The 25,601-nt window shown below is 71.3% G+C and carries 23 protein-coding genes, 1 pseudogene and 1 riboswitch; of the genes and pseudogenes, 15 read left to right on the top strand and 9 right to left on the bottom strand.

Annotation, left to right across the window (positions count from 1 at the left end):
• Nucleotides 1–204: 204 nt before the first annotated feature.
• The 3 genes from ACQEV8_RS26205 (at nt 205) to ACQEV8_RS26195 (ending at nt 4,014) form a co-directional block, all read left to right on the top strand.
• On the top strand, nt 205–864 hold the full coding sequence (locus ACQEV8_RS26205) for a LuxR C-terminal-related transcriptional regulator (protein WP_391103674.1): 660 nt from the start codon (nt 205–207) through the stop codon (nt 862–864).
• Between the two features lie 149 nt (nt 865–1,013).
• Nucleotides 1,014–2,942 carry a 2-oxoacid:acceptor oxidoreductase subunit alpha gene (locus ACQEV8_RS26200; protein ID WP_432964708.1) on the top strand — a complete coding sequence of 643 codons (1,929 nt, stop codon included), beginning with the start codon at nt 1,014–1,016 and terminating at the stop codon, nt 2,940–2,942.
• Entirely contained in the window at nt 2,935–4,014 is a 1,080-nt protein-coding gene (locus ACQEV8_RS26195) for a 2-oxoacid:ferredoxin oxidoreductase subunit beta (protein ID WP_432964705.1), read from the top strand. Before ACQEV8_RS26200 ends, ACQEV8_RS26195 begins: the two co-directional genes overlap by 8 nt.
• 37 nt (nt 4,015–4,051) lie before the next feature.
• Here the strand turns inward: ACQEV8_RS26195 and ACQEV8_RS26190 are convergent, their stop codons facing one another.
• Nucleotides 4,052–4,435, bottom strand: a complete 384-nt coding sequence (locus ACQEV8_RS26190) for a winged helix-turn-helix transcriptional regulator (protein WP_432964702.1) — start codon at nt 4,433–4,435, stop codon at nt 4,052–4,054.
• A gap of 91 nt (nt 4,436–4,526) precedes the next feature.
• On the opposite strand from ACQEV8_RS26190, the gene ACQEV8_RS26185 reads away from it, so the two are divergent.
• Both ACQEV8_RS26185 and rarD read left to right on the top strand, forming a co-directional pair.
• On the top strand, nt 4,527–5,381 hold the full coding sequence (locus ACQEV8_RS26185; RefSeq protein ID WP_432964699.1) for an SDR family oxidoreductase: 855 nt from the start codon (nt 4,527–4,529) through the stop codon (nt 5,379–5,381).
• A 138-nt stretch (nt 5,382–5,519) separates the two neighbouring features.
• Nucleotides 5,520–6,533 (top strand): EamA family transporter RarD, encoded by a 1,014-nt coding sequence (rarD, locus tag ACQEV8_RS26180; protein ID WP_432964696.1) that lies wholly within the window; start codon nt 5,520–5,522, stop codon nt 6,531–6,533.
• An 80-nt stretch (nt 6,534–6,613) separates the two neighbouring features.
• Here the strand turns inward: rarD and ACQEV8_RS26175 are convergent.
• A pseudogene (locus tag ACQEV8_RS26175) lies at nt 6,614–7,693 on the bottom strand (MFS transporter); the annotation flags it as partial.
• Nucleotides 7,694–7,859: 166 nt separating this feature from the next.
• Between ACQEV8_RS26175 and ACQEV8_RS26170 the strand changes: the two are divergent.
• From ACQEV8_RS26170 to ACQEV8_RS26160, 3 genes are all read left to right on the top strand, one after another.
• Nucleotides 7,860–8,285 (top strand): winged helix-turn-helix transcriptional regulator, encoded by a 426-nt coding sequence (locus ACQEV8_RS26170; RefSeq protein WP_382489256.1) that lies wholly within the window; start codon nt 7,860–7,862, stop codon nt 8,283–8,285.
• 7 nt (nt 8,286–8,292) lie between these two features.
• Entirely contained in the window at nt 8,293–8,766 is a 474-nt protein-coding gene (locus ACQEV8_RS26165) for a VOC family protein (RefSeq protein WP_189728636.1), read from the top strand.
• Nucleotides 8,767–8,908: 142 nt separating this feature from the next.
• Nucleotides 8,909–9,856, top strand: a complete 948-nt coding sequence (locus ACQEV8_RS26160) for a M28 family metallopeptidase (RefSeq protein ID WP_432964691.1) — start codon at nt 8,909–8,911, stop codon at nt 9,854–9,856.
• Nucleotides 9,857–9,871: 15 nt separating this feature from the next.
• Here the strand turns inward: ACQEV8_RS26160 and ACQEV8_RS26155 are convergent, their stop codons facing one another.
• Nucleotides 9,872–11,527: a tetratricopeptide repeat protein gene (locus ACQEV8_RS26155; RefSeq protein WP_432964688.1), complete on the bottom strand. Its 1,656-nt coding sequence runs from the start codon at nt 11,525–11,527 to the stop codon at nt 9,872–9,874.
• Nucleotides 11,528–11,687: 160 nt separating this feature from the next.
• On the opposite strand from ACQEV8_RS26155, the gene ACQEV8_RS26150 reads away from it, so the two are divergent.
• The 3 genes from ACQEV8_RS26150 (at nt 11,688) to ACQEV8_RS26140 (ending at nt 14,404) form a co-directional block, all read left to right on the top strand.
• Entirely contained in the window at nt 11,688–12,191 is a 504-nt protein-coding gene (locus ACQEV8_RS26150; protein WP_432964685.1) for a DUF6668 family protein, read from the top strand.
• A 526-nt stretch (nt 12,192–12,717) separates the two neighbouring features.
• Nucleotides 12,718–13,704 carry an amidase family protein gene (locus ACQEV8_RS26145; protein ID WP_432972998.1) on the top strand — a complete coding sequence of 329 codons (987 nt, stop codon included), beginning with the start codon at nt 12,718–12,720 and terminating at the stop codon, nt 13,702–13,704.
• Between the two features lie 118 nt (nt 13,705–13,822).
• Entirely contained in the window at nt 13,823–14,404 is a 582-nt protein-coding gene (locus tag ACQEV8_RS26140; protein WP_432964682.1) for a flavodoxin family protein, read from the top strand.
• Nucleotides 14,405–14,407: 3 nt separating this feature from the next.
• Here the strand turns inward: ACQEV8_RS26140 and ACQEV8_RS26135 are convergent, their stop codons facing one another.
• From ACQEV8_RS26135 to ACQEV8_RS26120, 4 genes are all read right to left on the bottom strand, one after another.
• Nucleotides 14,408–15,286, bottom strand: coding sequence for an ABC transporter permease (locus ACQEV8_RS26135; protein WP_432964679.1), 879 nt, complete (start codon nt 15,284–15,286; stop codon nt 14,408–14,410).
• On the bottom strand, nt 15,273–16,277 hold the full coding sequence (locus ACQEV8_RS26130; RefSeq protein ID WP_432964676.1) for an ATP-binding cassette domain-containing protein: 1,005 nt from the start codon (nt 16,275–16,277) through the stop codon (nt 15,273–15,275). Before ACQEV8_RS26130 ends, ACQEV8_RS26135 begins: the two co-directional genes overlap by 14 nt.
• A gap of 41 nt (nt 16,278–16,318) precedes the next feature.
• Nucleotides 16,319–17,587 carry a LolA family protein gene (locus ACQEV8_RS26125; RefSeq protein WP_432964673.1) on the bottom strand — a complete coding sequence of 423 codons (1,269 nt, stop codon included), beginning with the start codon at nt 17,585–17,587 and terminating at the stop codon, nt 16,319–16,321.
• A 244-nt stretch (nt 17,588–17,831) separates the two neighbouring features.
• Nucleotides 17,832–18,842 (bottom strand): polyprenyl synthetase family protein, encoded by a 1,011-nt coding sequence (locus tag ACQEV8_RS26120; protein WP_432964670.1) that lies wholly within the window; start codon nt 18,840–18,842, stop codon nt 17,832–17,834.
• Nucleotides 18,843–19,351: 509 nt separating this feature from the next.
• Nucleotides 19,352–19,522: riboswitch (cyclic di-AMP (ydaO/yuaA leader) on the top strand.
• 3 nt (nt 19,523–19,525) lie between these two features.
• On the opposite strand from ACQEV8_RS26120, the gene ACQEV8_RS26115 reads away from it, so the two are divergent.
• The gene (locus ACQEV8_RS26115) at nt 19,526–20,260 is read left to right on the top strand and encodes a transglycosylase SLT domain-containing protein (protein ID WP_432964667.1); all 735 of its coding nucleotides are present in this window, start codon (nt 19,526–19,528) and stop codon (nt 20,258–20,260) included.
• On the opposite strand, the gene ACQEV8_RS26110 is transcribed toward ACQEV8_RS26115, so the two are convergent.
• Nucleotides 20,224–21,072 carry an HAD family hydrolase gene (locus ACQEV8_RS26110; RefSeq protein ID WP_432964664.1) on the bottom strand — a complete coding sequence of 283 codons (849 nt, stop codon included), beginning with the start codon at nt 21,070–21,072 and terminating at the stop codon, nt 20,224–20,226. The genes ACQEV8_RS26115 and ACQEV8_RS26110 overlap by 37 nt on opposite strands.
• Nucleotides 21,073–21,258: 186 nt before the next feature.
• Here ACQEV8_RS26110 and ACQEV8_RS26105 point away from each other — a divergent pair, with 186 nt between their 5' ends.
• The 3 genes from ACQEV8_RS26105 (at nt 21,259) to ACQEV8_RS26095 (ending at nt 24,580) form a co-directional block, all read left to right on the top strand.
• Nucleotides 21,259–22,329 carry a GNAT family N-acetyltransferase gene (locus ACQEV8_RS26105; protein ID WP_432972995.1) on the top strand — a complete coding sequence of 357 codons (1,071 nt, stop codon included), beginning with the start codon at nt 21,259–21,261 and terminating at the stop codon, nt 22,327–22,329.
• Nucleotides 22,330–22,370: 41 nt separating this feature from the next.
• Nucleotides 22,371–23,741, top strand: coding sequence for a glycosyltransferase (locus ACQEV8_RS26100; protein WP_432964661.1), 1,371 nt, complete (start codon nt 22,371–22,373; stop codon nt 23,739–23,741).
• An 83-nt stretch (nt 23,742–23,824) separates the two neighbouring features.
• On the top strand, nt 23,825–24,580 hold the full coding sequence (locus tag ACQEV8_RS26095; RefSeq protein WP_432964658.1) for a polysaccharide deacetylase family protein: 756 nt from the start codon (nt 23,825–23,827) through the stop codon (nt 24,578–24,580).
• A 16-nt stretch (nt 24,581–24,596) separates the two neighbouring features.
• Here the strand turns inward: ACQEV8_RS26095 and ACQEV8_RS26090 are convergent, their stop codons facing one another.
• On the bottom strand, nt 24,597–25,463 hold the full coding sequence (locus tag ACQEV8_RS26090) for a glycosyl hydrolase (protein ID WP_432964655.1): 867 nt from the start codon (nt 25,461–25,463) through the stop codon (nt 24,597–24,599).
• Nucleotides 25,464–25,601: the final 138 nt, after the last annotated feature.

Below are 25,601 nucleotides of genomic sequence, written 5' to 3'. Positions count from 1 at the left end.
GGGGTCCAGCCGGGGCGGAGCCCCCTGGACCCCCGGCCTATGCCCACCCACCACCCGAATCTCTCGGACAAGAAGCCGGTCCTACCCCCCATCCACCCCCCGATCCTGAAATGCTGGACCCGTCGCACGGGTGGGCGCGGAGCCGTTGTGGGCTGCGGACGGGCGGCATCGGGCTGTGGGGGCCGGAACATCGTGGAGGACAGGGTGCGGGTGGTCATCGCCGAGGATTCAGTGCTGCTCAGGGAGGGCCTGACCCGGCTGCTGACCGACCGCGGGCACGAGGTCGTCGCCGGGGTGGGTGACGGCGAGGCACTGATCAAGACCATCACCGAGCTGGACGCGCAGGGCGAGCTGCCGGACGTCGTGGTGGCCGATGTGCGGATGCCGCCGACGCACACCGACGAGGGGGTACGGGCGGCGGTGCGGTTGCGCAAGGCCCACCCGGGGCTCGGTGTGCTGGTGCTGTCGCAGTACGTGGAGGAGCGCTACGCCACGGAGCTGCTCGCGGGGTCCAGCCGGGGCGTCGGCTATCTGCTGAAGGACCGGGTGGCCGAGGTGCGTGAGTTCGTGGACGCGGTGGTGCGGGTGGCCGAGGGCGGTACGGCCCTCGACCCCGAGGTGGTCGCGCAGCTGCTGGGGCGCAGCCGTAAGCAGGACGTGCTCGCCGGGCTCACGCCGCGGGAGCGTGAGGTGCTGGGACTGATGGCCGAGGGGCGGACCAACGGGGCGATCGCCCGGCAGCTGGTGGTCAGCGACGGAGCGGTCGAGAAGCACGTCAGCAACATCTTCCTGAAGCTGGGGCTGTCCCAGAGCGACGGGGACCACCGCAGGGTCCTGGCCGTGCTCACGTACCTCAATTCCTGATATGCGCGGCAGGGGTGCGTGATCACCCCAAAGGCGCGTCCAAGATGCGAATGACACAAAGAAGGCGACCCTTACGGTCGTAGGGTTGATCCTGGGAGGCCTGCGGGAAGGCCTGTCCGGGACAGCCGCCTCGAGGGAGGTCCAGTTCAGTGACCAGCCAGGTCAGTAGCCCAGCGGAGCAGGCCGACGGACCAGTCGTAGGAGAGCAGCGCAAAGCGGGGGGCGCCAAGGGCGTCCGCCGTCTCGACCGGGTGATCATCCGGTTCGCGGGGGACTCGGGTGACGGTATGCAGCTCACCGGTGACCGCTTCACCTCGGAGACCGCGTCGTTCGGCAACGACCTGTCGACGCTGCCGAACTTCCCGGCCGAGATCCGGGCGCCCGCAGGGACCCTGCCGGGGGTCTCGTCCTTCCAGTTGCACTTCGCCGACCACGACATCCTCACGCCAGGTGACGCGCCGAACGTGCTGGTGGCGATGAACCCGGCCGCGCTGAAGGCGAACATCGGGGACCTGCCGCGCGGTGCCGAGGTGATCGTCAACACGGACGAGTTCACCAAACGGGCGATGCAGAAGGTCGGCTACGGGACCAGTCCCCTGGAGGACGGCTCGCTGGACGGCTACCACCTGCACCCGGTGCCGCTGACCACGCTCACCGTGGAGGCGCTGAAGGAGTTCGACCTCAGCCGCAAGGAGGCCGAGCGCAGCAAGAACATGTTCGCGCTGGGCCTGCTGAGCTGGATGTATCACCGGCCCACCGAGGGCACGGAGAAGTTCCTGAAGTCGAAGTTCGCGAAGAGGCCAGACATCGCGGCGGCCAACATCGCGGCGTTCCGGGCGGGCTGGAACTTCGGCGAGACCACCGAGGACTTCGCCGTCTCCTACGAGGTGGCCCCGGCGGCCTCGGCGTTCCCGCCCGGTGTCTACCGCAACATCTCCGGCAACCTCGCCCTGTCGTACGGCCTGGTCGCCGCGAGCCGGCAGGCGGATCTGCCGCTGTACCTGGGGTCGTACCCGATCACCCCGGCGTCGGACATCCTGCACGAGCTGTCCAAACACAAGAACTTCGGCGTGCGGACGTTCCAGGCCGAGGACGAGATCGCCGGTATCGGGGCCGCGCTGGGCGCGGCCTTCGGTGGTTCGCTGGCCGTGACCACGACGAGCGGTCCCGGTGTGGCGCTGAAGTCGGAGACCATCGGCCTGGCGGTCTCGCTGGAGCTGCCGCTGCTGGTCGTGGACATCCAGCGCGGCGGGCCGTCGACCGGGCTGCCGACCAAGACCGAGCAGGCGGACCTGCTCCAGGCGATGTACGGGCGCAACGGCGAGGCCCCGGTCCCGGTGGTCGCGCCCCGTACGCCGGCGGACTGCTTCGACGCCGCGCTGGAGGCGGCGCGGATCGCGCTGACGTACCGCACACCGGTCTTCCTCCTCTCCGACGGTTATCTGGCCAACGGCTCCGAGCCCTGGCGGATCCCGGACCTGGACGATCTGCCCGATCTGCGGGTGCAGTTCGCGCAGGGCCCGAACCACACCCTGGAGGACGGCTCCGAGGTGTTCTGGCCCTACAAGCGCGACCCGCAGACGCTGGCCCGGCCGTGGGCGATCCCGGGCACGCCGGGTCTGGAGCACCGGATCGGCGGCATCGAGAAGGAGGACGGCACGGGCAACATCTCCTACTCGCCGGCCAACCACGACTTCATGGTCCGCACCCGGCAGGCCAAGATCGACGGCATCGACGTCCCGGACCTCGACGTGGACGACCCGCACGAGGCGCGGACCCTTGTCCTGGGCTGGGGTTCGACGTACGGGCCGATCACGGCGGCGGTGCGGCGGCTGCGCAGAGCCGGGGAGTCCGTCGCGCAGGCTCATCTGCGCCATCTCAACCCCTTCCCGAAGAACCTCGGCGCGGTCCTCGGGCGCTACGACAAGGTGGTGGTGCCCGAGATGAATCTCGGGCAGCTCGCCACGCTCATCCGGGCGAAGTACCTGGTCGACGCCCAGTCGTACAACCAGGTCAACGGCATGCCGTTCAAGGCGGAGCAGCTCGCCTCGGCTCTGAAGGAGGCCATCGATGGCTGAGACGTCCACGCACGGCACGGGCACCGTCGAAGCGCTTTCCCTCGTCCCCAAGGCCGAGGCGAAGCAGTCGATGAAGGACTTCAAGTCCGATCAGGAAGTGCGCTGGTGCCCCGGCTGCGGCGACTACGCCATCCTCGCGGCGGTGCAGGGCTTCATGCCCGAGCTGGGTCTGGCGAAGGAGAACATCGTCTTCGTCTCGGGTATCGGCTGCTCCTCCCGGTTCCCGTACTACATGAACACGTACGGGATGCACTCCATCCACGGCCGCGCCCCGGCCATCGCCACCGGTCTGGCGAGTTCGCGCCGCGATCTGTCGGTGTGGGTCGTCACCGGGGACGGCGACGCGCTGTCCATCGGCGGCAACCATCTGATCCACGCGCTGCGCCGCAACGTCAACCTGAAGATCCTGCTGTTCAACAACCGGATCTACGGTCTGACCAAGGGCCAGTACTCGCCGACCTCCGAGGTCGGGAAGATCACCAAGTCGACGCCGATGGGCTCGCTGGACGCGCCGTTCAACCCGGTGTCGCTGGCGATCGGCGCGGAGGCGTCGTTCGTGGCGCGGACGGTCGACTCCGACCGCAAGCATCTGACGGAGGTGCTGCGCCAGGCCGCCGCGCACCAGGGCACGGCCCTGATCGAGATCTACCAGAACTGCAACATCTTCAACGACAACGCGTTCGAGGCCCTCAAGGACAAGCAGCAGGCCGAGGAGGCCGTGATCCGGCTGGAGCACGGCAAGCCGATCCGCTTCGGCGCCGACCTGGCCAAGGGTGTCTTCCGGGACCCGCTGACCGGCGATCTGAAGGTGGCCGCGGTGACGCCGGAGAACGAGGACCAGGTGCTCGTCCACGACGCGCACTCCCCGTCCCCGACCACGGCGTTCGCACTGTCCCGCCTGGCCGACCCGGACACCCTGCACCACACGCCGATCGGTGTCCTCCGCTCGGTCGACCGGCCCGTCTACGACACGCAGATGACCGACCAGCTCGACCAGGCGATCGAGCAGCACGGCAAGGGCGACCTGGGCGCGCTGCTGGCGGGCGGGGACACCTGGACGGTCGTCGGCTGAGCCACTGGGTGAACACCGGGGCCCGGGACCGCCGTCCCTAGGAAGCGGCGGCCCGGGTCTCGTCGTATGTCAGGCGTGCCTTCTCCACCTCGTCCATGCGCCGGTGCGTCCACTGCGCGAGGGCCCGCACCTGCTCGGCGGCCTCGCGGCCCAGGCCGGTGAGGGAGTAGTCGACGCGGGGCGGGATCACCGGCTTGGCGTCGCGGTCGACCAGACCGTCGCGCTCCAGGGTCTGGAGCGTCTGCGTGAGCATCTTCTCGCTGACGCCCCGGCCGTTGTACCGGCTGATCGCTCGGCGCAGCTCGCTGAAGCGGTACGGGCGCTCCAGCAGCTCGATCAGGATGAGCACGCCCCAGCGGCTGGTGACGTGTTCCAGGACGAGCCGGTACGGGCACAGGGCCTCGCCATTACTTACTGCCATGCCAGTACCTTACTTCAAAGTGGGTACTTTCGAAGAGTTAGCGCCTCCCCTAGGGTTAGTGCCATCGCACCCCACAAGGAGAGTCATCACCATGAGCATCGTCGTCACCGGAGCCACCGGACAGCTCGGCCGTCACGTCGTGGAGCAGCTGCTGGAGAAGGTTCCCGCCGAGCAGATCACCGCGGTCGTCCGCAACGCCGAGAAGGGCGCCGACTTCGCCGCTCGCGGGGTGAAGATCGCGCTGGCCGACTACAACGCCCCGGCGTCCTTCGACGGCCTCTTCGCCGCCGGTGACAAGGTCCTGCTGATCTCGGGCAACGAGTTCGACAAGGGCCGCGTCGCCCAGCACAAGGTCGTCATCGACGCCGCCAAGGCGGCCGGGGTCGCCCTGCTCGCCTACACCAGCGCCCCGGGCAGCCTGACCGCCGCGCTCGCCGACGACCACCGCGGCACCGAGGAGAGCCTGCTGGGCTCCGGCGTCCCCTACGCGCTGCTGCGCAACGGCTGGTACCACGAGAACTACACCGAGAACCTCGCCCCCGTGCTGGAGCACAGCGCGGTCGTCGCCGCCGCCGGCGAGGGCAGGGTCTCCTCCGCCTCCCGCGCCGACTACGCCGCTGCCGCCGTCGCCGTGCTGACCGGTGAGGGGCACGAGAACCAGACGTACGAGCTGGGCGGCGACTCCGCGTGGAGCTTCACCGAGTACGCGGCCGAGCTGAGCCGGCAGACCGGCAAGGAGATCGGCTACAACGCGGTCACGCCCGAGACGCTCACCGGCATCCTGGCCGGCGCCGGCCTGCCCGAGCAGTTCGCCCAGATCCTGGCCGGTGTCGACGCCTCCATCGAGAAGGGCGAGCTGGTCGTCTCCACCGGCGACCTGTCCCGCCTGGCCGGCCGTCCGACCACCCCGTTCTCCGAAGCCATCGCCGCCGCGCTCAAGGGCTGAAGCCCCACCGGCAAGCCCCTGATCCCCTCCACCCCCGGCTGTCATGACCGTATGCCGATACGGGCATGACAGCCGGGGGTGCCCGGCGTTACCTTCGTGGTCGCGGTACACCACGTGCGAAGTGCGAAGGAGGGGGCCGTGACCGGCAAGCCGAGGGGCGAGGCGCGGACAGGACTGCTGAACGGGTTCGCGGCCTACGGGATGTGGGGGCTCGTCCCCCTGTTCTGGCCCCTCCTGAAGCCCGCGGGAGCGGTGGAGATCCTGGCCCACCGGATGGTGTGGTCGCTGGTCTTCGTGGGTGCCGCCCTGCTCGTACTGCGCCGCTGGGCCTGGGCCTCAGAGCTGCTGCGGCAGCCGCGCAAGCTGGCGCTGATCACGGTCGCCGCGGCGGTCATCACCGTCAACTGGGGCCTGTACATCTGGTCCGTGAACTCCGGGCACGTCGTCGAGGCCTCGCTCGGGTACTTCATCAACCCGCTGGTCACCATCGCGATCGGAGTGCTGCTGCTGAAGGAGCGGCTGCGGCCGGTGCAGTGGGCGGCGGTCGGGACCGGCTGCGCGGCGGTCGTCGTGCTGACCATCGGCTACGGCCGGCCCCCGTGGATCTCGCTCGCCCTCGCCTTCTCCTTCGCCACGTACGGACTGGTGAAGAAGAAGGTGGGCCTCGGCGGCATCGAGTCGCTGGCCGCCGAGACCGCGATCCAGTTCCTGCCCGCGCTCGGCTTCCTGGTGTGGCTGACCGCGCAGGGCGGTTCCACCTTCGCCACCGAGGGTGCGGGACACGCGGCCCTGCTCGCCTCGGCCGGCATCGTCACCGCGCTGCCCCTGGTCTGCTTCGGCGCGGCCGCCATCCGCGTGCCGCTGTCCACCATCGGCCTGCTGCAGTACTCGACGCCGGTCCTCCAGTTCCTGCTCGGCATCCTCTACTTCCACGAGGAGATGCCGCCGGAGCGCTGGGCCGGGTTCGCGCTGGTGTGGCTGGCGTTGACGCTGCTCACCTGGGACGCGCTGCGCACCGCTCGCCGGGCCGCTCGCACGCTCACCAACGAGATCAGCATGCCCAGCACCACCAAGGCGACCGGCACGACCAGCGCCGCCCGGAACGCCGAGAGCGTGGCCTCGGGGCCGGACCCGGTGGACGCCAGGCCGTAGACCGCGGTCACCGCCGAGATGCCGATCGCGGAGCCGAACTGCGTGGCGGTGGTCAGCAGCCCGCCGGCCAGCCCCTGCTCGGATTCGGCGACCCCGTCCGTGGCCGCGATCGTCAGCGGCCCGTAGGCCAGGGCGAAGGCGAGGCCCGCCAGGAACAGCGTCGGGAACATCGCGGCGTAGGACCAGTCCATGCCGACCGGCAGGAACAGCGCGTACGCGGCCACGGCCAGCACGAAACCGCCGACGATCACGCGGGCGTTGCCCCAGCGGGCGACCAGTCGCGGCGTGAGCGTCGGGGCGAGGACGGCGTCGATGCCCATGACGATCAGGGCCAGCGCCGTCTGGAGGGACGACCAGCCGCGCAGTTCCTGCAGGTAGAGCGTCACAATGAACTGGAAGCCGAAGAAGGCACCCAGGAAGAGCAGCGCCCCCAGGTCGGCGCGCACGACCGGGCCCTGACGCAGGATGCCGAGGCGCACGAGCGGGTCCGGGCAGCGGCGTTCGGCCGCGACGAAGGCACCGGCCAGGAGCAGCGCCGCCAGCCCCGAGGCCAGGGTGAGCGGCCAGTCGCGCAGGCCGTGTTCCAGGCGCACGACGGTGTAGGCGGCCAGCAGCATCGCGCCGGCGGCGGTGATCGCGCCGGGCAGGTCGAAGGTGCCCCGGCGGGTCCGAGGGGCGTCGCGCCCGGGGATCAGCCGTACGGCTGTGGCGAGCAGGGCCGCGGCCAGCAGCACGGGCGCGAAGAACACCCAGCGCCAGCCGAACTCGGTGAGCAGGCCCCCGATCACCAGGCCGAGGGAGAAGCCGGCCGCGCCCGTCCCGGCGAAGATCAGCAGGGCCTTGTTGCGCTCCGGGCCCTCCGCGTACGACGTGGTGATCAGGGAGAGCGCGGCCGGAGTCATGAAGGCGGCGGCGACGCCCGTCACGAAGCGCGCGACGACCAGCATCCAGCCCTCGGTCGCGAAGCCGCCGAGCCCCGAGAAGGCGAGGAAGACGGTCAGCCAGAGCAGGAACATCCGGCGCCTGCCGAGCAGGTCGGCGGCCCGGCCGCCCAGGAGGGTGAAGCCGGCGTATCCGAGCACGTAGGCGCTCATCACCCACGCCGCGGTGTCGGTGCCCAGCCCCAGGTCGGAGCGGATGGCCGGGATCGCCACCGCCATCATCGCGACGTCGATGCCTTCGAGGAAGATCGTTCCGCACAGAACGAGCAGCAGCGCCCAGGCACGGGTGCCCATCAGTCCACACTCCTCCGCCAGTAGTCGGTTACGCAACTGAGGGTCGGTTCCCTCTTGTAACCATGACCACCCTGCGGCAGCATCGAGAGACATGGAAGAAGGCACTTCGAAGTCACCGAGTAACTGCGAGAGCACCGTGGACTACGGCGACGCTGATCCCTTCCAGTGGGACACCCGGGAGGACTGCCAGGTCCGGCAGATCCTCGACCGGATCGCCGACAAGTGGTCGCTGCTGGTCATCGCGCTGCTGGAGAACCGACGGCTGCGCTTCACCGAGCTGCGCCGGGAGATCGACGGGGTCAGCCAGCGGATGCTGACGGTGACCCTGCGGTCGCTGGAGCGGGACGGACTGGTGAAGCGGACGGTGCACCCGGTGGTGCCGCCGCGGGTGGAGTACGAGCTGACCTCGCTCGGCAGGACGCTGCACACCACGATCCAGTCCCTGGTGACCTGGACGGAGGAACACCAGGACGAGATCGCCGCGGCCCGGACCGCGTACGACACCCGGCCCGTATAACTGGTACATGACACAGACACCGGCACGTCCCGCCCCCGTGCACTGGAAGGTCGTCATCGACGCGAACGACCCGCACGCGCAGGCCGACTTCTGGGCCGCCGCGCTCCACTACGAGGTCGAGGACAACAGCGTCCTCATCGGGAAGCTGCTCGGCGCCGGTGTCGTTCCGGAGGAGCTCGTCGTCGAGTCGCACGGCCGTCACGCCTTCCGGGACCTGATCGCCGTACGGCACCCCGAGGACCCGTTCGAGGAGGAGAGCGGGACCGGGCTGGGGCGGCGGCTGCTGTTCCAGCGGGTGCCGGAGACCAAGACGGTCAAGAACCGGCTGCATCTCGATCTGCACCCGGGCGAGGGGCGGCGTGAGGAAGAGGTCGCGCGGCTGGAAGGACTCGGGGCGAGGGTGCTGCGGCGGGTGGCGGAGCAGGGCGGCGAGTGGGCCCTGATGGCGGATCCGGAGGGGAACGAGTTCTGCGTCCAGTAGCCCGGACGCGGATCCGTGACACCCTGACCTGATCCGGGTCTTGACGGAGAGTCAGTATCAGCTTCACCATCCAGGCACCCCATTCACCGTGGGCGGCCTGCGGACACCCCACGGGCTGCCCGTAGGAACTCGGAGTCCCCACATGAAGCTCTCCGTTTCCGCGCGTGCCGTGGCAGCCGGCGGCCTAGCGAGTGTCATGCTCCTGACCAGCGGCGCCGTGGCCGATGCCGCGTCCGCTCCCCCGAGACCGGCCGCGGCGCCCGACCTGCCCCTGGCGGGCGTCAAGGCCCATCTGACCCAGCTGCAGTCCATAGCCACCGCCAACGGCGGCAACCGCGCGCACGGCAGGGCCGGTTACAAGGCCTCGCTCGACTACGTGAAGGCCAAGCTGGACGCCGCCGGATACACCACCGCGATCCAGCAGTTCACCGCGTCCGGCCGCACCGGCTACAACCTGATCGCCGACTGGCCGGGCGGCGACGCGAACCAGGTCGTGATGGCCGGCTCGCACCTCGACAGCGTCTCCTCCGGAGCCGGCATCAACGACAACGGCTCCGGCTCGGCCGCCGTCCTGGAGACCGCCCTGGCCGTGTCCCGGGCGCAGTACAAGCCCACCAAGCACCTGCGGTTCGCCTGGTGGGGCGCGGAGGAGCTGGGCCTGGTCGGCTCCCGCTACTACGTCAACCGGCTGGCCACCGGCGACCGTTCGAGAATCAGCGCCTACCTGAACTTCGACATGATCGGCTCCCCGAACCCCGGCTACTTCGTCTACGACGACGACCCGGCGATCGAGAAGACCTTCAAGGACTACTTCAGCGGCCTCGGCGTCCCGACCGAGATAGAGACCGAGGGCGACGGCCGCTCCGACCACGCGCCCTTCAAGAGCGCGGGCGTGCCGGTGGGCGGCCTGTTCACCGGGGCGAGCCGGACGATGACGGCGGCGCAGGCGGCCAAGTGGGGCGGTACGGCGGGGCGGGCCTTCGACCGCTGCTACCACTCCTCCTGCGACACCACCGCCAACATCAACGACACGGCCCTCGACCGCAACAGCGACGCGGTCGCGTACGCGGTGTGGGAGCTGTCGGAGTAGTCCCCGGTCAGCTCCCTACTGGTTGCGGGCGCGTTCCGTGAGGCGGCCCATGCGGGCCCGGGCCGACTCCAGTTGCTCGATCTCGTCGGCGGCCGGACCGTCCTCGGCGGCGAGCTCGGTCCACAGGCCGATCAGGTCGCGCCCCAGATCCAGGCCCACCGCCGGGTCGCGCACGGCCCGCCAGGCGGTGGCCGCGCTCTGCACATTGCCGTAGGCGGCCTCCGCGTCGCCCGAACGGCGGCGGGCACCGGCCAGGTCGAGCGACAGCCGGAAGGCGCGGAGCGGGTCGCCCGCCAAGTAGGCGATGTACGCGCTGAGTTCACCCAGCCGGAGCACCTCGGGGTGCTCCGGCCCCAGCGTCGCCGACGCTTGCGCGACGGTCTGCTCCGCGAGCCCGGCCGCCTCCTCGATCCTGCCCTCCTTCACGGCCTCGTTGATCCGCGTGATCGGCTCCGCGACGAGGTCGGGGGCCCCGGAGCCGTCCCGGGCGCCGACAGGTTCGTCACCGAACATGGCCTCCGCGACGGCGTCGAAACCGCGGGCGGGGGTGGGCTTGGCGTCGAGGTCGGCGAGCAGCTCCGCTTCGAGCACCGGGTCGGGCTTCCTGCTCCTCCGTGGCTCGGCGGGACCGGTTTCGGGGAGTGGGAGCGGCCTCGCGTCCATGGGCGGAGGCGGCCCGAACTCACCGGTCGGGGCCACGACGGTGCCGGGCGGTCGGCCAGGTGTGGCCGGGCCCGGGGGCGTGTCTTCGGGTGTGGGCGGCTCCTGTACGGCGCGCAGCCGGAACGTCGGGGCCGCGCCGAGATCGTCCGACTCCGGTACGGGGCGCAGGACGTGCGTGGAGCTGTCCCTGTGCGGGGGCTTCCGCGGGGGTTCCTGCTCCGCCGTGGGGGGCATCGGTCCGGGCGTGCCCTCGGCGGGAGTGGCCGGTGCGGGCGTGCCCCGTGCGGGAGTGCTCGGTGCGGCGTCGGCCGGGGGCGGTTCGGTAGCCGCACCGACCGGGGGCGGTTCAGCGGCGGCGGCCGGGGGCCACTCCGTCGCCGGGCCGGAAGCCGGGCCGGACAAGGGTGGCTCCGTCACCGCGCCCGCCCAGGGCGGATCCATGGCCGCGCCGAGTGGGGACGGTTCGGTAGCCGGGGGCGGCTCAGCGGCGGCGGCCGGGGGCCATTCCGTCGCCGGGCCGGACAAGGGTGGCTCCGTGGCCGCGCCGGCCTCGGGCCAGGTCACCGCTGTGCCGGCCGTCGGCGGTTCCGTGGCAGGACCCCCCGTCGAGGGCTGCGGCGGGCGTCCGGCGACGGCCTCCTCCGGCGGGGCCGTAGGGACCGGCTCGGCCGTGAAGTGGCTGGAGCCGTCCGGGTCCACCTGGAGGGGGACGACGTAGCCGATGCGCTCGTCGTGGATCGTGGCGAGCACGGCATGGCCGGTGGCCAGGGCGATGTGGTGGAGGCGGTTCAGGACGGCCTTGTGAATCTCCTCACCGGGGGCCGCGTAGACCGGGACGCCGCCGACGGACGCACCGTCGGACACGCCCGCCGGTCCGGCACCGGCAGCGGCACCCGGTCCGGCGCCGTGTCCTGTCCGAGGGACATGGACCTCGATCGGCGCCGCCGGGGTCGCCGCGTGTGCGGCCTGCTTCTGTTCCCGCTTCTCCTCGCGGCTGAGTCGAGACATCGTCCCCTCACTCGGCGTCGTACACCTACTGTCGAGTGTGTCCGCTCGCTCCCGTTTCTCACGTCACCGCGGTGTCACAGGCTCGTCCCAAGGACTGTAGGCCCCGGCGCGTGTTGTTCCGGCCGGCATGAAGATCGGCGGTACGAGGGAGGAGAGGTGCATGCAGACAGGCATGCGACAAGGCCCGGAGATCTGGATCCGCGGCCCGGTGACGCCCCCGAAGCCGGAACCACCGGAGCCGGCCCACGCCCATGCCGGGGCACGGCGGTTCTCCTGGGTCGGCACACACGGCGGCGCGGGCGTCTCCACGCTCGCCGCGGTCTACGGCGGTCATGACAGCGGCCGCGCCTGGCCCGGGCCGGGCGACCCGCCGTCCGTGCTGCTGGTCGCCCGGACGCACGCGGCCGGGCTGGACACGGTCGCCGGTGCGGTGGAGATCTTCCGGCGCGGCCAGGCTCCGCCCGGGCTCGACCTCGACGGCGTCGTCCTCGTGGCGGACGCCCCGGGCCGGCTGCCGCGCCCGCTCGCCCAGCGGATCAAGTCCCTGGAGGCGGTCATCGACGTGTACCGCGTGCCGTGGGTGCCGTCCTGGCGGCTCGGTGAACTGGGCCACCCGCCGCGCGAGACGGCGCCCCTGGCCAGACTGACGGGAGCGGCACGCTGACGGCCCTGCCCCTGTCCGCCGGGGAGATCGCGGCGGGCGTCCGGGCCCGGGAACTGCGTGCGGTGGACGTGGTCACGGCGGCGCTGGAGCGGATCGACCGGGCCGATCCGGAGCTGTGCGCGTTCGTCGAGGTGTGGCACGAGGAAGCGGTGCGACGGGCGGGCGAGGTGGACGCGCTGCTCGAACGGAGGGCCGGGGGTGCCCCCGCAGGAGCGGAGCTGACAACTCCGACGGCTCGGGGGATGTCCTCCGCAGGAGCACGGTGGCCGGGCCCGGCGGTGTCCCTCGCACGAGTGATGCCGACAGCCCCGGGGACACCCCTCGGGCGAGTGGTGCCGAAAGGTCGGGGGTCCCTCGCACGAGCGCAGTCGACCCGCACGGGGATGCCCCTCGCACGAGTGCAGCCGACAGGCCCGGGGGTGTCCCTCGCACGAGCGCAGTCGACCCGCCCGGGGATGCCCCTCGCACGAGTGCAGCCGACAGCTCCGGGCGCGCCCGTACGGGTAATGCCGACAGACCCGGTGGCATCCCCCACACCGGTGAGGCCGACAGCTTCATGGCGGCGAGGGGGGCACTGCCGCTCGCCGGTGTGCCCATCGCCGTGAAGGGGCGGCACGGGCTGCGGGCGGCTGGGCCGCTGCTCGCGGCCGGCGGGGTGGCCGTCGGGGCCACCTCCGTGCCCGGGCCGGGGACGCCCTGGCAGACGTGGGGGCTCGGTGCGCACGGCCGTACCGTCAATCCGTGGCGGGCCGACCGGACGCCGGGCGGTTCCTCGGCCGGGTCGGCGGTGGCGGTGGCGGCCGGGCTGGTGCCGCTGGCGACGGGGAGCGACGGGGCCGGGTCGGTGCGGATCCCGGCGGCGTGGTGCGGGGTCGTCGGGCTGAAGACCACGGTCGGGCGGCTCCCCTCCGCCGACCGCACGGGGCTTGCCGTGCCCGGCGTACTCGCCCGCTCGGCGTCGGACGCGGCGATCTGGTGGCAGGTGGTGTCGGGCGAGCCGGAGCCCGTCCTCCCGCCCCTGCCCGTCACCGCCGTCTGGTCCCCCGACCTCGGTTTCGCCGGGCCCGACCCCGAGCCCGTCGCGCTCGCCCGGGCCGCGGTGGAACGGCTCGTGGCGGCGGGTGTCGTACGGCTCGTACGACCACGGGTGCCGCTGCGGCTCACGGACCCGGGGCCGGCGTGGCTCGCCCTGCGCGCACCCGGCGCCGACCTCGCGGGGGCTCATCGCGACCGGGCGGAGAACGACCGGCGGCTGGCCGGGCTGTTCGACGACACCGAGCTGCTGCTGACGCCCGCGGCACCCACCGCGCCGCACGGCCACGAAGGGCCAGGAGACCGCTACTCCACCTCGCTCACCTGGGCGTTCAACCTCAGCGGGCATCCGGCACTGAGCCTCCCGGCGGGCTTCGGCGAGGACGGCTGCCCGGCCGGGCTGCACCTGGTGGCGCCGCACGGGCGGGAGGCGCTACTGCTGGCCGTGGCGCGGGAGGCGGAGGCGCGCATCGGGAGCTGACGAGCACCCTCGTCTGACGGGCGCCCCTGCCTGACGGCCACCCCTGGCGGATTTGAATGCGCGCGCATATGATGCATGCGCGTGTAATTGCCGTACGCCTTCCTTCTGGGGGACCTCCATGACCCGCCGCTTCCTTTTCGTTCTCGGCAGCGCCCGCGCCGAGGGCAACTCCGAGCTGCTGGCCCGCCGGGCCGCCGAGCAACTGGCCCCGGACGTCGAACAGCAGTGGATCGACCTCACCGAGCATCCACTGCCCGACTTCGAGGACCTGCGGCACGACAGCGACCATGTCCGTCCGACCGAGGGCGACCTCGCCCTGCTGCTCGACGCCACGCTCGCGGCGACGGACATCGTGATCGTCTCGCCCCTGTACTGGTACTCGGTCTCCGCGCAGACCAAGCGTTACCTGGACTACTGGTCGGGCTGGCTGCGCACACCCGGCCTCGACTTCAAGGCGACCCTGGCCGGACGCACCCTGTGGGGCGTCACCGCGCTCGCGCACCGGGAGGAGGTCGTCGCCGACCCGTTGATCGGGACGCTCCACAACTCGGCCGCGTACCTGGGGATGCGCTTCGGCGGGGTGCTGCTCGGCAACGGCAGCAAGCCTGGGGACGTGCTGAACGACACCGAGGCGCTGACCCGCGCGAAGACGTTCTTCACCCAGGAGGCCCCGCCCGCCCGGTTCCTCTACGAGAAGTGAGTGCTAGGCCGTGATGTCCTTCGTCGTGAAGCGGGCCCAGGCCGCCGATCCGAACACCGCCGCGTACAGGGCCTGGAGGCCGAGGTTCTTGGCCAGCTCGTCCCAGTAGACCGGCTCGCGCATGAGGTCGGCGAAGGACAGCCAGTAGTGCGAGAAGAAGTACGGCTGGAGGGCGTGCAGTTGCGGGATCTGGTCGAGGATCTGGACCGTGATCAGCAGGCCGACGGTGGTCGCCATCGCCGCGATGCCACTGCCCGTGAGCGTCGAGACGAACAGGCCCAGCGCCGCCACGCCGATCAGTGACGCGGCGACGGCGAGGGCGATCAGCATGGCTCGGCCCAGGCCCTCGGCGAAGCTGATCCGCGTACCGGAGATGGTCGTCAGGTCGCCCAGCGGGAACAGCAGCGCGCCGACCGTCAGCGCCGAGACGGCGACCACGAGGGTGGCCACCAGGCAGAAGATGACGACGGTCGCGTACTTGGTGAGCAGCAGGCGGCTTCGGCCCGCCGGGGCGACCAGCAGATAGCGGAGGGTGCCCGCGTTGGACTCGCCGGCGATCGCGTCCCCCGCGACGACCCCGATCGCCATCGGCAGGAAGAACGGAAGGGTGGCGGCCAGGGCGGTGAAGACGAGGAACAGGCCGTTGTTGGTGATCTGCGAGATGAAGGCCGGCCCTCCGCCCCCGCCGCCTCCGGGCGACGAACCGTCGCCCGTCTCCATCTTGACGGCGATGCCCACCAGCACGGGCACGCCCGCCAGTACGGCCAGCAGCGCGAGGGTGCGCCAGCGCCGGAAGGTCGTGGTGAGTTCGCTGCGCAGCAGCCCGAAGGTCCACAGCGGGCTCACCGGGCGTACGGCCCCCGCGGTGTCAGCCTGCGACATCGAACCCCTCCCCTGTCAGCGCCACGAACGCGTCCTCCAGCGAGGCCCGTTCCACCGTGAAGCCCCGTACTCGCACCCCGGCCGTCACCAGCGCGGCGTTCACGTCGGCGAGGTCGCGGTCCGGCGGTTCGCCGGTCACCCTGTCGTCGATGACGACGACGTCGCCGACGCCCTGCTCCTTCAGCACGCGGGCCGCCTCCGCCGGGTCCGGCGTGGTCACCACGAGCCGGCCACGTGCCCCGGCGGACAGCTCCGCCACCGGACCCTGCGTGATCAGACGGCCCTGGGCCATCACGGCCGCGTGCGTGCAGACCTGCTCGATCTCGTCGAGCAGGTGGGAGGAGAGGAAGACGGTCGTGCCGTCCGAGGCCAGCTCCCGTATCAGGGTGCGGATCTCGCGCATGCCCTGCGGGTCGAGGCCGTTGGTCGGCTCGTCGAGCACGAGCAGCCGGCGCGGCTGGAGCAGGGCGGCCGCCAGGCCCAGGCGCTGTTTCATGCCCAGTGAGTACGCCTTGGCCTTCTTGCTCCCGGCGGCCGTCAGACCCACCCGGTCCAGGGCGGCGCCGACCCGGGCCCGCCGGGTGCGCGGATCGGCGGCCGGGTCGGCCGAGTCGTACCGGATGAGGTTGTCGCGGCCGGAGAGGAAGCCGTAGAGGGCCGGGCCCTCGATGAGGGCGCCGACGTGCGGCAGTACGGCGCGGGTGGCCCGGGGCATGGGCCGGCCGAGGACCCGCGCCGTGCCGGAGGTTGCCTCGATGAGGCCCATCAGCATGCGGATGGTGGTGGTCTTGCCGGAGCCGTTGGGGCCGAGGAAGCCGAAGACGCTGCCCGCCGGGACGGTCAGGTCGAGACCGTCGACGGCGAGCTGTCCGCCGCGGTAGCGCTTGGTGAGCGCGCGGGTGGCGATGACCGGTTCCCCGGTCTCCGCATCCGCATCCGTGCCGCTCGGCTCCGGCGCCCGCTCGGGCTCCGTGGCGGACGGTTCGCCCATCGGCTTCCTCGTTCTCTCTGCGTCCCGTGGTGGCAGGGGACCTACTTGCCGGCGTCGGCCGCCTTCACCAGTGCGTCCTTGGTGACCAGGCCGACGTAGACCTTGCCGTCGTCCGTGATCAGGGCGTTGACCAGACGGGTCGAGAAGACCGTGCCCGAGCCGAACTTGCCGGTGACCTTGTCGCCGAGCGAGCTCATGAAGCCGCCGAGGTCGCCGCCGGCCTCGCCGGAGGGCACGCCCTCGCCGCCGGTGTCGAAGGTGGCTATGGAGTTCCAGCCCTCGCCGATGGTCTTCATGCCGTCGAGGCCCTTGCCGAGGTCCTCCTCGGACTTCGGGAGGGACTTCGGGGCGTGCCGAGGGGCCTCCCCCTTGTCGAAGCCCTTGCCGAAGCCCTTCTCGATGCCCTTCTCGGAGCCCTTCTCGTGCGCCTTCTCCTCCGTGACCTTGGCTCCCTTCGGCGGGGTGAAGTCGAAGGTCGACGCGGCCGGCTTGGCGAAGCTGACCTGGGTGAAGCCGGCGTCGACGACGGCGGAGCCACCGCTCGCCGGGGTCAGCGTGAACTTCAGCGGTGTGCCCGTCTTCGCGTCCACGGCCACGGTGATCGCACCGACCGTCGAACCGGACTGCTTCGGCTTGATGAGCAGCTTGTAGGCGTCCCGGCCGGCGACCTGGGCGGTGCCGTCCACGGTCACGGAGGTCGTGTCGTCGGCGGCCTTGAGGGCCTCCTCGGCGAAGTCCTTCGGCGTGGCCGGCGGCTGCTGGTCCTTGCCGTTCGCCTTGCCGCTCTCGGAGGCCGTGCCGTGGTGGACCTCGTTCGACTTGCTGTCGTAGGCCCAGACGTCCTTGCCGTTGTGGATGATGCTGTACTCGGCGGCGTTCTCCAGCAGCGACAGCTTCTGCTTGTCCGGGCCGTCGGCCGCGACGCGCAGGGTGTGCGTACCGGAGGCCAGTTCGGTGAGCTTGGCCGTCGGGTCAGCCGAGGAGCCGCCCTCGCCCTGGCTCGCGGCCCCGGACATCAGGCTGCTCTCGAGACCGCCGAGGTCCGGCAGCCCGAGGTCCGTGCTGATCTTCACGGTGCCGGACAGCTGCTGGACGTCCGACTTCGCGATCTTCTCGATGAGCTGCTGTGCGGTGATCTTCGGGAGGTCGGGGTCACCGGAGTCGGCGAGCGCGGGGACCAGCCCGATCGTCGCGGCCGCCACCCCCATCACCGTGACCGGTACGACGTACCGCGCGGCCTTGCGCCGTCCGGAACGCTGCTCGTCGACCTCCCCGGCGGTCGTGCTGTCGTCGGATCCATACGGTGCCATGTGTGCCCTACCTCCGTGGTCGGCGGCGGCTGTCCGTGTCGTCCACGCACTCGTCCCTGAGCCGCCATTCTCACCCGAACAGGTGAGGAGTGGTGTTTTTCCGTGGTGTCCATCTGACCAAATCGGCCAGGGAAATACGTCAGACCCCGGACTCAACTCCACGTACTGCTGGGGTATGACACGGAGGAGTGGCTCCTCCCCCGACCCGTAGGGGACGGGGGCCACTTCGGGCGCCGCTTCGGGGCTAGCCCGCCCGGTGCACCACCGCGTCGCACAGCTCCACGAGGGCCGTCTTCGCGGCGCACTCGGGCAGGGGGGCCAGCGCCGATCGGGCGTCCTGGGCGTAGCGGACGGTGTCCTTCCGGGCCTGTTCCAGCGCCGGGTGGGCGCGCAGCAGGCGCAGGGCCTCGGCGTGCCGTTCGTCGTCGGTGAGGTCGGAGTCCAGCAGCTCGCACAGGGCGATGTCGTCCGCGAGGCCGAGCCGTGCCGCCCGCTCACGCAGCCGCAGCACCGGCATGGTGGGGATGCCCTCGCGCAGATCGGTGCCGGGCGTCTTGCCGGACTCGTGGGAGTCGGAGGCGATGTCCAGGACGTCGTCCGCGAGCTGGAAGGCGACGCCGAGCCGCTCGCCGTACTGGGTGAGGACGTCCACGGTCGTCTCGTCGGCGCCGGACATCATGGCGCCGAACCGGCACGACACCGCCACCAGCGAACCGGTCTTGCCGCCCAGCACGTCCAGGTAGTGCTCGACGGGGTCGCGGCCGTCCTGCGGTCCGGCCGTCTCCAGGATCTGCCCGGTCACCAGCCGTTCGAACGCCTCGGCCTGCACCCGCACGGCCTCCGGGCCGAGGTCGGCCAGGGTGTGCGAGGCGCGGGCGAAGAGGAAGTCGCCGGTGAGGACCGCGACGGAGTTGTCCCAGCGGGCGTTCGCGCTCGCCACCCCGCGGCGCACGGTCGCCTCGTCCATCACGTCGTCGTGGTACAGCGTGGCGAGGTGGGTCAGCTCCACGACGACGGCCGACGGCACGATCCCGGGCGCGTACCGGTCACCGAACTGGGCGGAGAGCATCACGAGCAGCGGACGGAACCGCTTGCCACCGGCCCGTACCAGGTGCTGGGCGGCCTCCGTGATGAAGGGCACCTCGCTCTTGGTGGCCTCGAACAAGCCTTCCTCGACAGCCGCCAACCCGGCCTGGACATCGGCTTCCAGAGCCTGGTCCCGCACGCTCAGCCCGAATGGCCCGACGTCGGTCACGAGGGGTCTCCTGTCTGCTGTGTCTGCCGGTGATTACGCGGATTGTCGATAGGTCGCTGCCATCACTCGAGTCAGCGTATCCGGTCACGTTTCGATCACCGCCAGCGCCCATGGTTACAGGCCGGGTGGTATCTGATCACGACCGTTATGTTTTCGATCGGGCCATAAGACCAGACATTTGTCGACTTACCAGCTGATAGTGAGATATTCACGATTTGCCATGACGATTGAGCAAATTACCTTTGACGGCAATTGCCCCACGGGCTTGTGATCAGTGAGTTGAGTCACGTTAACCCCTTTACCGCCCCACCCCGACATTGACCCGTACCGCCTTCAGCCGAACGCCAGTTGAGTCTTGGCTCTCGCAAAGGATCAAGCGGACCAAACACCCCCGACCAAGGTCAACCGCGCGATATGTGACTCCGGCGCTTGTTCCCGACATGTGCTCTCGCATACGTTCCCGGCCAGTCCGGCGGACGCCGAATCCTGCCGCCGCCCGGACCCCCACACGAACCGACTCACTCACGCAGGGCAGGAGCGGGGGACCCAGGTAAGTCGCCGGTCCGCACAGCGGCACGGCTCGGGGTGAAGCCGCGCACGGCAGTACACCGCCGTACGCGGCCGGGCACCTCCCGGCCCGAACCCGACAGCTCACCTCGCAGGCGCCGGAGAGGAATTTCGCCATGGCCGGACGAGGCAAGCACCGTCGCCCCAGAACCAACCCGCTCACCCGAGGTATCGCCATCGCCGGCACCGGCGGAGCGGCACTCACCCTCCCGCTCCTCGGCGCGACCCACGCGAGCGCCGTAGAGCCCCAGGCGGTCAAGCCCGCCAAGTCCCTCACGTACACCGTGACCAAGGGCGACTCGCTCTACCGCATCGCGGACAAGTACGACGTCTCGGGCGGCTGGAAGAAGCTCTACAAGGACAACCGCTCCGCCATCGGCGACAACCCGAAGCTGATCCACCCGGGCCTGAAGCTGAAGGTGTCGACGACCAAGGCGGCCGCCGCCCCGAAGAAGGCGACCAAGTCGTCCGCCCCGGCCAAGCCGGCCGGCGGCGTCGCCAAGGCCACCCAGGCCTCCGCGAAGACCTACGCGAACAACCTCGACGGGTGGATCCGCGAGGCGCTGGACGTCATGGCCCAGAAGGGCATTCCGGGGTCGTACGACGGCATCTACCGCAACGTCATGCGCGAGTCGTCCGGCAACCCGCAGGCGATCAACAACTGGGACTCGAACGCCGTCGCGGGCACCCCGTCCAAGGGCCTGCTCCAGACCATCGACCCGACCTTCCAGGCCTACCACGTGGACGGCACGTCGTGGGACCCGTACGACCCGGTCGCCAACATCACCGCGGCCTGCAACTACGCGGCCGACCGCTACGGCTCGATCGACAACGTCAACGGCCCGTACTGAGCCGTCCCGCCCAGGAGTCGCTCGAGGACGACGGCGATGCCGTCGTCCTCGTTCGACAGGGTGATCTCGTCGGCCACGGCCTTGAGTTCGGGATGGGCGTTCGCCATCGCGACGCCGTGGGCGGCCCAGTCGAACATCGGGATGTCGTTGGGCATGTCACCGAAGGCGATGGTGTCCGCCGGCCTCAGCCCCAGGTGCTCGGCGGCCAGCGCCAGGCCTGTCGCCTTGGTGACGCCGCACGGCTGGAGCTCGACCGTGCCGGGCCCCGACATCGTCACCGTCGCCAGTGAGCCGACCACCGAACGGGCCGTCGCCGCCAGCTCGTCGTCCGTCAGGCAGGGATGGCGCAGCAGCACCTTGCTGATCGGCTCGCCCCACAGGTCGTCGCGCCGCTCGACCCGTACGGCCGGCAGGGTCGGGTGCGGCATGAGATAGCCCGGCTCGATGAGCGTGAGCCCGTCGACCCCGTCCTGGTCGACCGCCGCGTACACCTGCCCCACCTCGGCCTCGATCTTGCCGAGCGCGGTCTCCGCCAGTTCCCGGTCCAGGGTGATGGACCACAGCAGCCGGTCCGCGCCGGCGTCGTACACCTGCGCGCCCTGCCCGCACACCGCGAGCCCCGTGCAGCGGAGGTCGTCGAGGAGCGGTCGCACACGCGGCGCCGGCCGGCCCGTCACCACGAGGTGCTGAGCACCGGTGTCCGCCACCCGCGCGAGTGCGGCGAGCGACCGGTCGGAGAGGGTGTCGTCGCCGCGCAGCAGCGTTCCGTCCAGGTCGGTGGCGATGAGTGAATATGCGATGGGTGCGGCCATGATCTGAGAATACGGACAGCGCGCCCCTTCGTTTCATCGCACAGTGGACACCGATTGCCCGGTTGAAGGCCTCTGCACCGGTTGGCAACAACATGGTCCGCTACCTACCGTCGAGGCCGTCTCGGGCGGTACCTTCCAAGTGTCCAGGGGGGACTTGATCGGGGGGTCAGGTTGAGCAGTGGGCGCATTCGCGTGGCTGGGCCCGGGGAGCTCGGCGAAGGGGAAAGGGAGCGCTGGCGCGCACTGCGCGCTGCCTCCGAGGCACCACGCAACCCCTTCATGGAACCGGAGTTCACCGAAGCCGTCGGTCTGGTGAGGCCGCGGGCACGGGTCGCGGTGGTGTACGAAGGGCGGGAGCCGGCCGGTTTCCTGCCGTACGAGCGAGGGCCGTTGGGGCAGGGCCGGGCGATCGGGCTCGGTGTCTCGGACGCGCAGGGGGCGATCCTCCTGCCGGGGCTGGACCTGGACACGGGCCGGCTCCTGAGGGCCTGCTCGATGTCGAGCTTCGCCTTCGACAACCTGGAGGCCGAGCAGCGGCTGTTCGTCCGGTACGCGGCCGAGGAGCACGCCACCTACGTCATCGACGTGGAGAAGGGCTACGACACCTACGAGTCGGTGCTGCGCGCCCAGTCGCCGAAGTTCCTGAAGACCACCCTGGCCAAGGAACGCAAGCTGGGCCGGCAGGCCGGCGAGACGCGGTTCGTGTTCGACGAACGCGACCCGGCCGCGCTGCGCACCCTCATGGAGTGGAAGTCGGCGCAGTACCGCAGGACGGGCCGGCAGGACCGCTTCGCACGGGAGTGGATCACCCGGCTCGTGGGACGGCTGGCCCGGACCCGGGCACCGGAGTGCGCCGGGACGCTGTCCGTGCTGTACGCCGGAGAGCGGCCCGTCGCCGCGCATTTCGGACTGCGCTCGGCATCCGTCCTGGCCTGCTGGTTCCCGGCCTACGACCCGGAGTTCGCGAAGTACTCGCCCGGTCTGGCGCTGCATCTGCGCATGGCCGAGGCGGCGGCCGCCGAGGGCATCGGCATGCTCGACCTCGGGCGGGGCGCGGCGGAGTACAAGGACGCGCTGAGAACGGGCGAACTGCCCGTGTACGAGGGCGCGGTGACGCGGCCGGGGGCGGGCGCGGCACTGCACTGGCTGAGCCGCGAGCCGGCGCGCCGCGCGCACAGTTTCGTCCGGGGCAGGCCGCGGCTGGCGGCGCTGGCCGCACGGACCCTGAAGGGCGCGGCTCGGCTGCGCCGTACCTGAGCACGAGTTCGTACCTGACACGAGTGGGGGGTGAGGGGCGCATGGCTCGTTCGGCGCGTGCGCGGGAGGAGATACGTCGGTTCCTGGACATCGGGGCGGTGCAGGTCGCCGAGTTGGACCTCGACGGACTCGACGGACTCGACGGACTCGACGGTGAGGAGGCGGTGCTCAGACCCGGTCCGGGGAGCCCGCCGGTGACGCACGGCGAGGTGTTCGTGCTGGTCCGCAGGGGTGGGCGGCCCGTGGGCACGCTGCTCGGGCGGGTGCCGGAGGGGGCGGACGCGCGGGTCGTGCTGGAGGAGCGGGCGCGGGCGGAGTGTGCGGCCGGGGACGTCCAGGATGCCGGGGAGCCCGGGGCCGCCGGGGAGCCCGGGGCCGCCGGGGCCGCCGGGGCCGCCGGGGAGCGTCCGTACGCCAGTGTCGTCGTCGCGACCCGGGAGCGGGCCGGGCAGCTGGCCCGGGCGCTGGACTCGCTGCTGGCGCAGGACCATCCACGGTTCGAGATCGTCGTCGTCGACAACGCGCCCGTGACGGACGAGACGCGGGAGCTGGTGGAGCGGAAGTACGCCGAGCGGGTGCGGTACGTGTGCGAGCGGGTGCCCGGCCTCGCGGTCGCGCACAACACGGGCCTCGCGGCCGTGCGGGGCGAGGTGGTCGCCTTCACCGACGACGACGTCGTCGCCGACCCCCGCTGGCTGACCGAACTGACCGCGCCCTTCGCCGCCGACCCCGGGCTCGGCTGCGCCACCGGGCTGATCCTGCCCGCGCGCCTGACGACCCCGGCCCAGGTGCTGCTGGAGAGCCACGGCGGCTTCGCGAAGGGCTTCACTCCAAGGACGTACGACCCGGCGCGTCCCCCGGGCGACGAACCGCTGTTCCCGTTCACGGCGGGGCGGTTCGGCTCCGGCGCCAACATGGCGTTCCGTACGGCGGTGCTGCGTTCCGTCGGCGGTTTCGACCCGGCCACCGGTGCCGGTACGGCCGCCCGGGGCGGTGACGACCTCTATGGCTTCGTCCGTGTCCTGGCCCAGGGCCACCGGCTGCGCTACACGCCGTCCGCACTGGTGTGGCACCACCACCGGGAGACCTGGCAGGACCTGGAGACCCAGGCGTACGGCTACGGCGCCGGGCTCACCGCCTATCTGACCGCGGTGCTGGTGAACCGTCCCGCGCTGCTGCCGGCGTTCCTCGCGCGGCTGCCCCGCGGCCTCGCCCACGCCCGCACGCTGACGGCCGTACGCGAGACGGACGGGGGCGGGGCTCCGGGTGACCACGACGTGCGGACGCATCCCTGGCCGCGACGGCTGTCGCGGTTGCAGCGCAGGGGCATGCTGTACGGGCCCGTCGGCTATGTGCGGGCGCGGCGGGCGCTGCGCGCCACGGTTCGCGCGACGGAGCGGGGGGCGAGATGAGGACGTCGGCACGTACGCGTGGAGAGGGGCCGGTATCGCCCTCGGGGGCCCCGGCCATCCCCGTCTTCCTGTATCACGCCGTGATGGACGACCCGCCCGACTGGATCGCCGAGTTCACGGTCACGCCACGGCAGTTCGCGGCCCACCTCGACGCCCTCGCCGACAGCGGCCGTACACCCGTCACGATCAGTACGATCGCCGACCATCTGGCCGGACGGGCGCCCTTGCCGCCCCGGCCCGTGCTGCTCACCTTCGACGACGGCTTCGCCGATCTGCCCGGCCCGACCGCCGAGACACTGGCCGGACGCGGGCTGCCCGCCACCGCCTATCTCACCACCGGCGCCATCGCTCCGGGCGGCCGCAGTCTGCTGCCGCCCGCCCCGATGATGACCCTGGACCGGGCGGCGGAGCTGGAACGTTCCGGCATGGAGATCGGCAGTCACACCGTCACCCACGCGCAGCTCGACACCCTGTCCGGCAAGGACCTGGCGTACGAACTGCGCACGTCGAAGGCCGTGCTGGAGGACGCCCTCGGGCACGAGGTCCGCCATCTCGCCTATCCGCACGGCTACAACAGCCCGCGGGTGCGGACCATGTCGGCCCGGGCCGGTTACGAGACGGCGACCGCCGTACGGCACGCGCTCAGCTCCGACCACGACGAGCGGTACCGCGTCGCCCGGCTCATCGTGCGGCGTACCCACACCGTCGCCGACGTCGAGGGCTGGCTGGCGGGGACGGGCGCGCGGGTCGCGCCGTACCGCGACGGGCCGAAGACGATCGGGTGGCGGTGGTACCGGCGGGCCCGTGCCATCGTGCGCGGGCCCGAGTTCGCGGGCTGACCGCCGCGTTCGTCCGTTACTTGAGCGGCTGGTTGAGGTACGGATCGGCGGCCGCCTCGCGCAGGCTGTCCCAGGCCGCGTCGTTCGCCAGTGCCAGGTCGCAGTGCGGTCCGGGGTCTCGGTAGTTCCACTGGAGGGCGGCCTTGACGCCCTTGAGGCCCTTCAGCACCCCGGGCACCTGGGCGTACCACTCGGCCTGCCGCTGCGGGCGGGCCGAGTCCTCGGCGGTGCCGAACTCGGAGAGCATCAGCGGCTTGTCGTCGGAGATGTTCTCGCGGATCCAGTCGTGTGCGGCGTCCTGGGTCTGCGCGAAGGTCATCCAGCCCGCCTTGTGGCAGCGGAAGTAGTTGTACTGGTTGTAGCCGATCCAGTCGACGTACTCGTCGCCGGGATACATCCGCTTCATCTCGTCGGCGTGGTCGAGATAGCCGGTGGTGATCCACGTCCACACCACGTTGTCGACGCCCAGCTCGCGGAACCGGTCGTGGATGTGCCGGTACGCCTTCACGTACTCGGCGGGCGTGCCGTTGTCCGGGGTACGGGTGTCCATCTCCAGGTCGAAGGAGAGGAAGACCTTCTTGCCGTAGTCCTTGATGCGCCGGGCCTGGACGTCGATGACCTTGTCGTCCAGCTCGCCGGCCGCGATCTGCTTCCAGGTCGGCTGCTGCTTCTTCGTGCCGCCCCACCACTTGCTCTCCCAGGACAGCAGCAGCAGGTGGTCCTCGCCGACGCGCCGTTCCTCCGGGGTGAGCAGCTGGCCCTCGCGGCGGGTGCCCTCGGGCAGGGACATGTCGTGGTACGTGTACACGATGTCCAGCTCGCGGCCCACGCGTTTCTCGTAGGCGCGCACCTTCTCCGGCAGGTCGCCGCGCTCGTGCGGCACGAACGCGCCGAACCAGGCGCCGCAGGGCGGTTCCAGGAGTGCGGTGGGCCGGCAATCCGCCCCGGAACCGGTGCCTTGGGAATCCGGTCCGGAGGCGTCCCGGAGGGCGAGTGCGCCGACCAGGACCGCGCTGACGAT

This window comes from Streptomyces sp. CA-179760 (genome assembly GCF_050937045.1).
In the GTDB taxonomy this organism is placed as follows: Bacteria; Actinomycetota; Actinomycetes; order Streptomycetales; family Streptomycetaceae; genus Streptomyces.
Note: the sequence above shows the minus strand (reverse complement) of the source record. Positions and strands in the feature narration are given on the sequence as shown.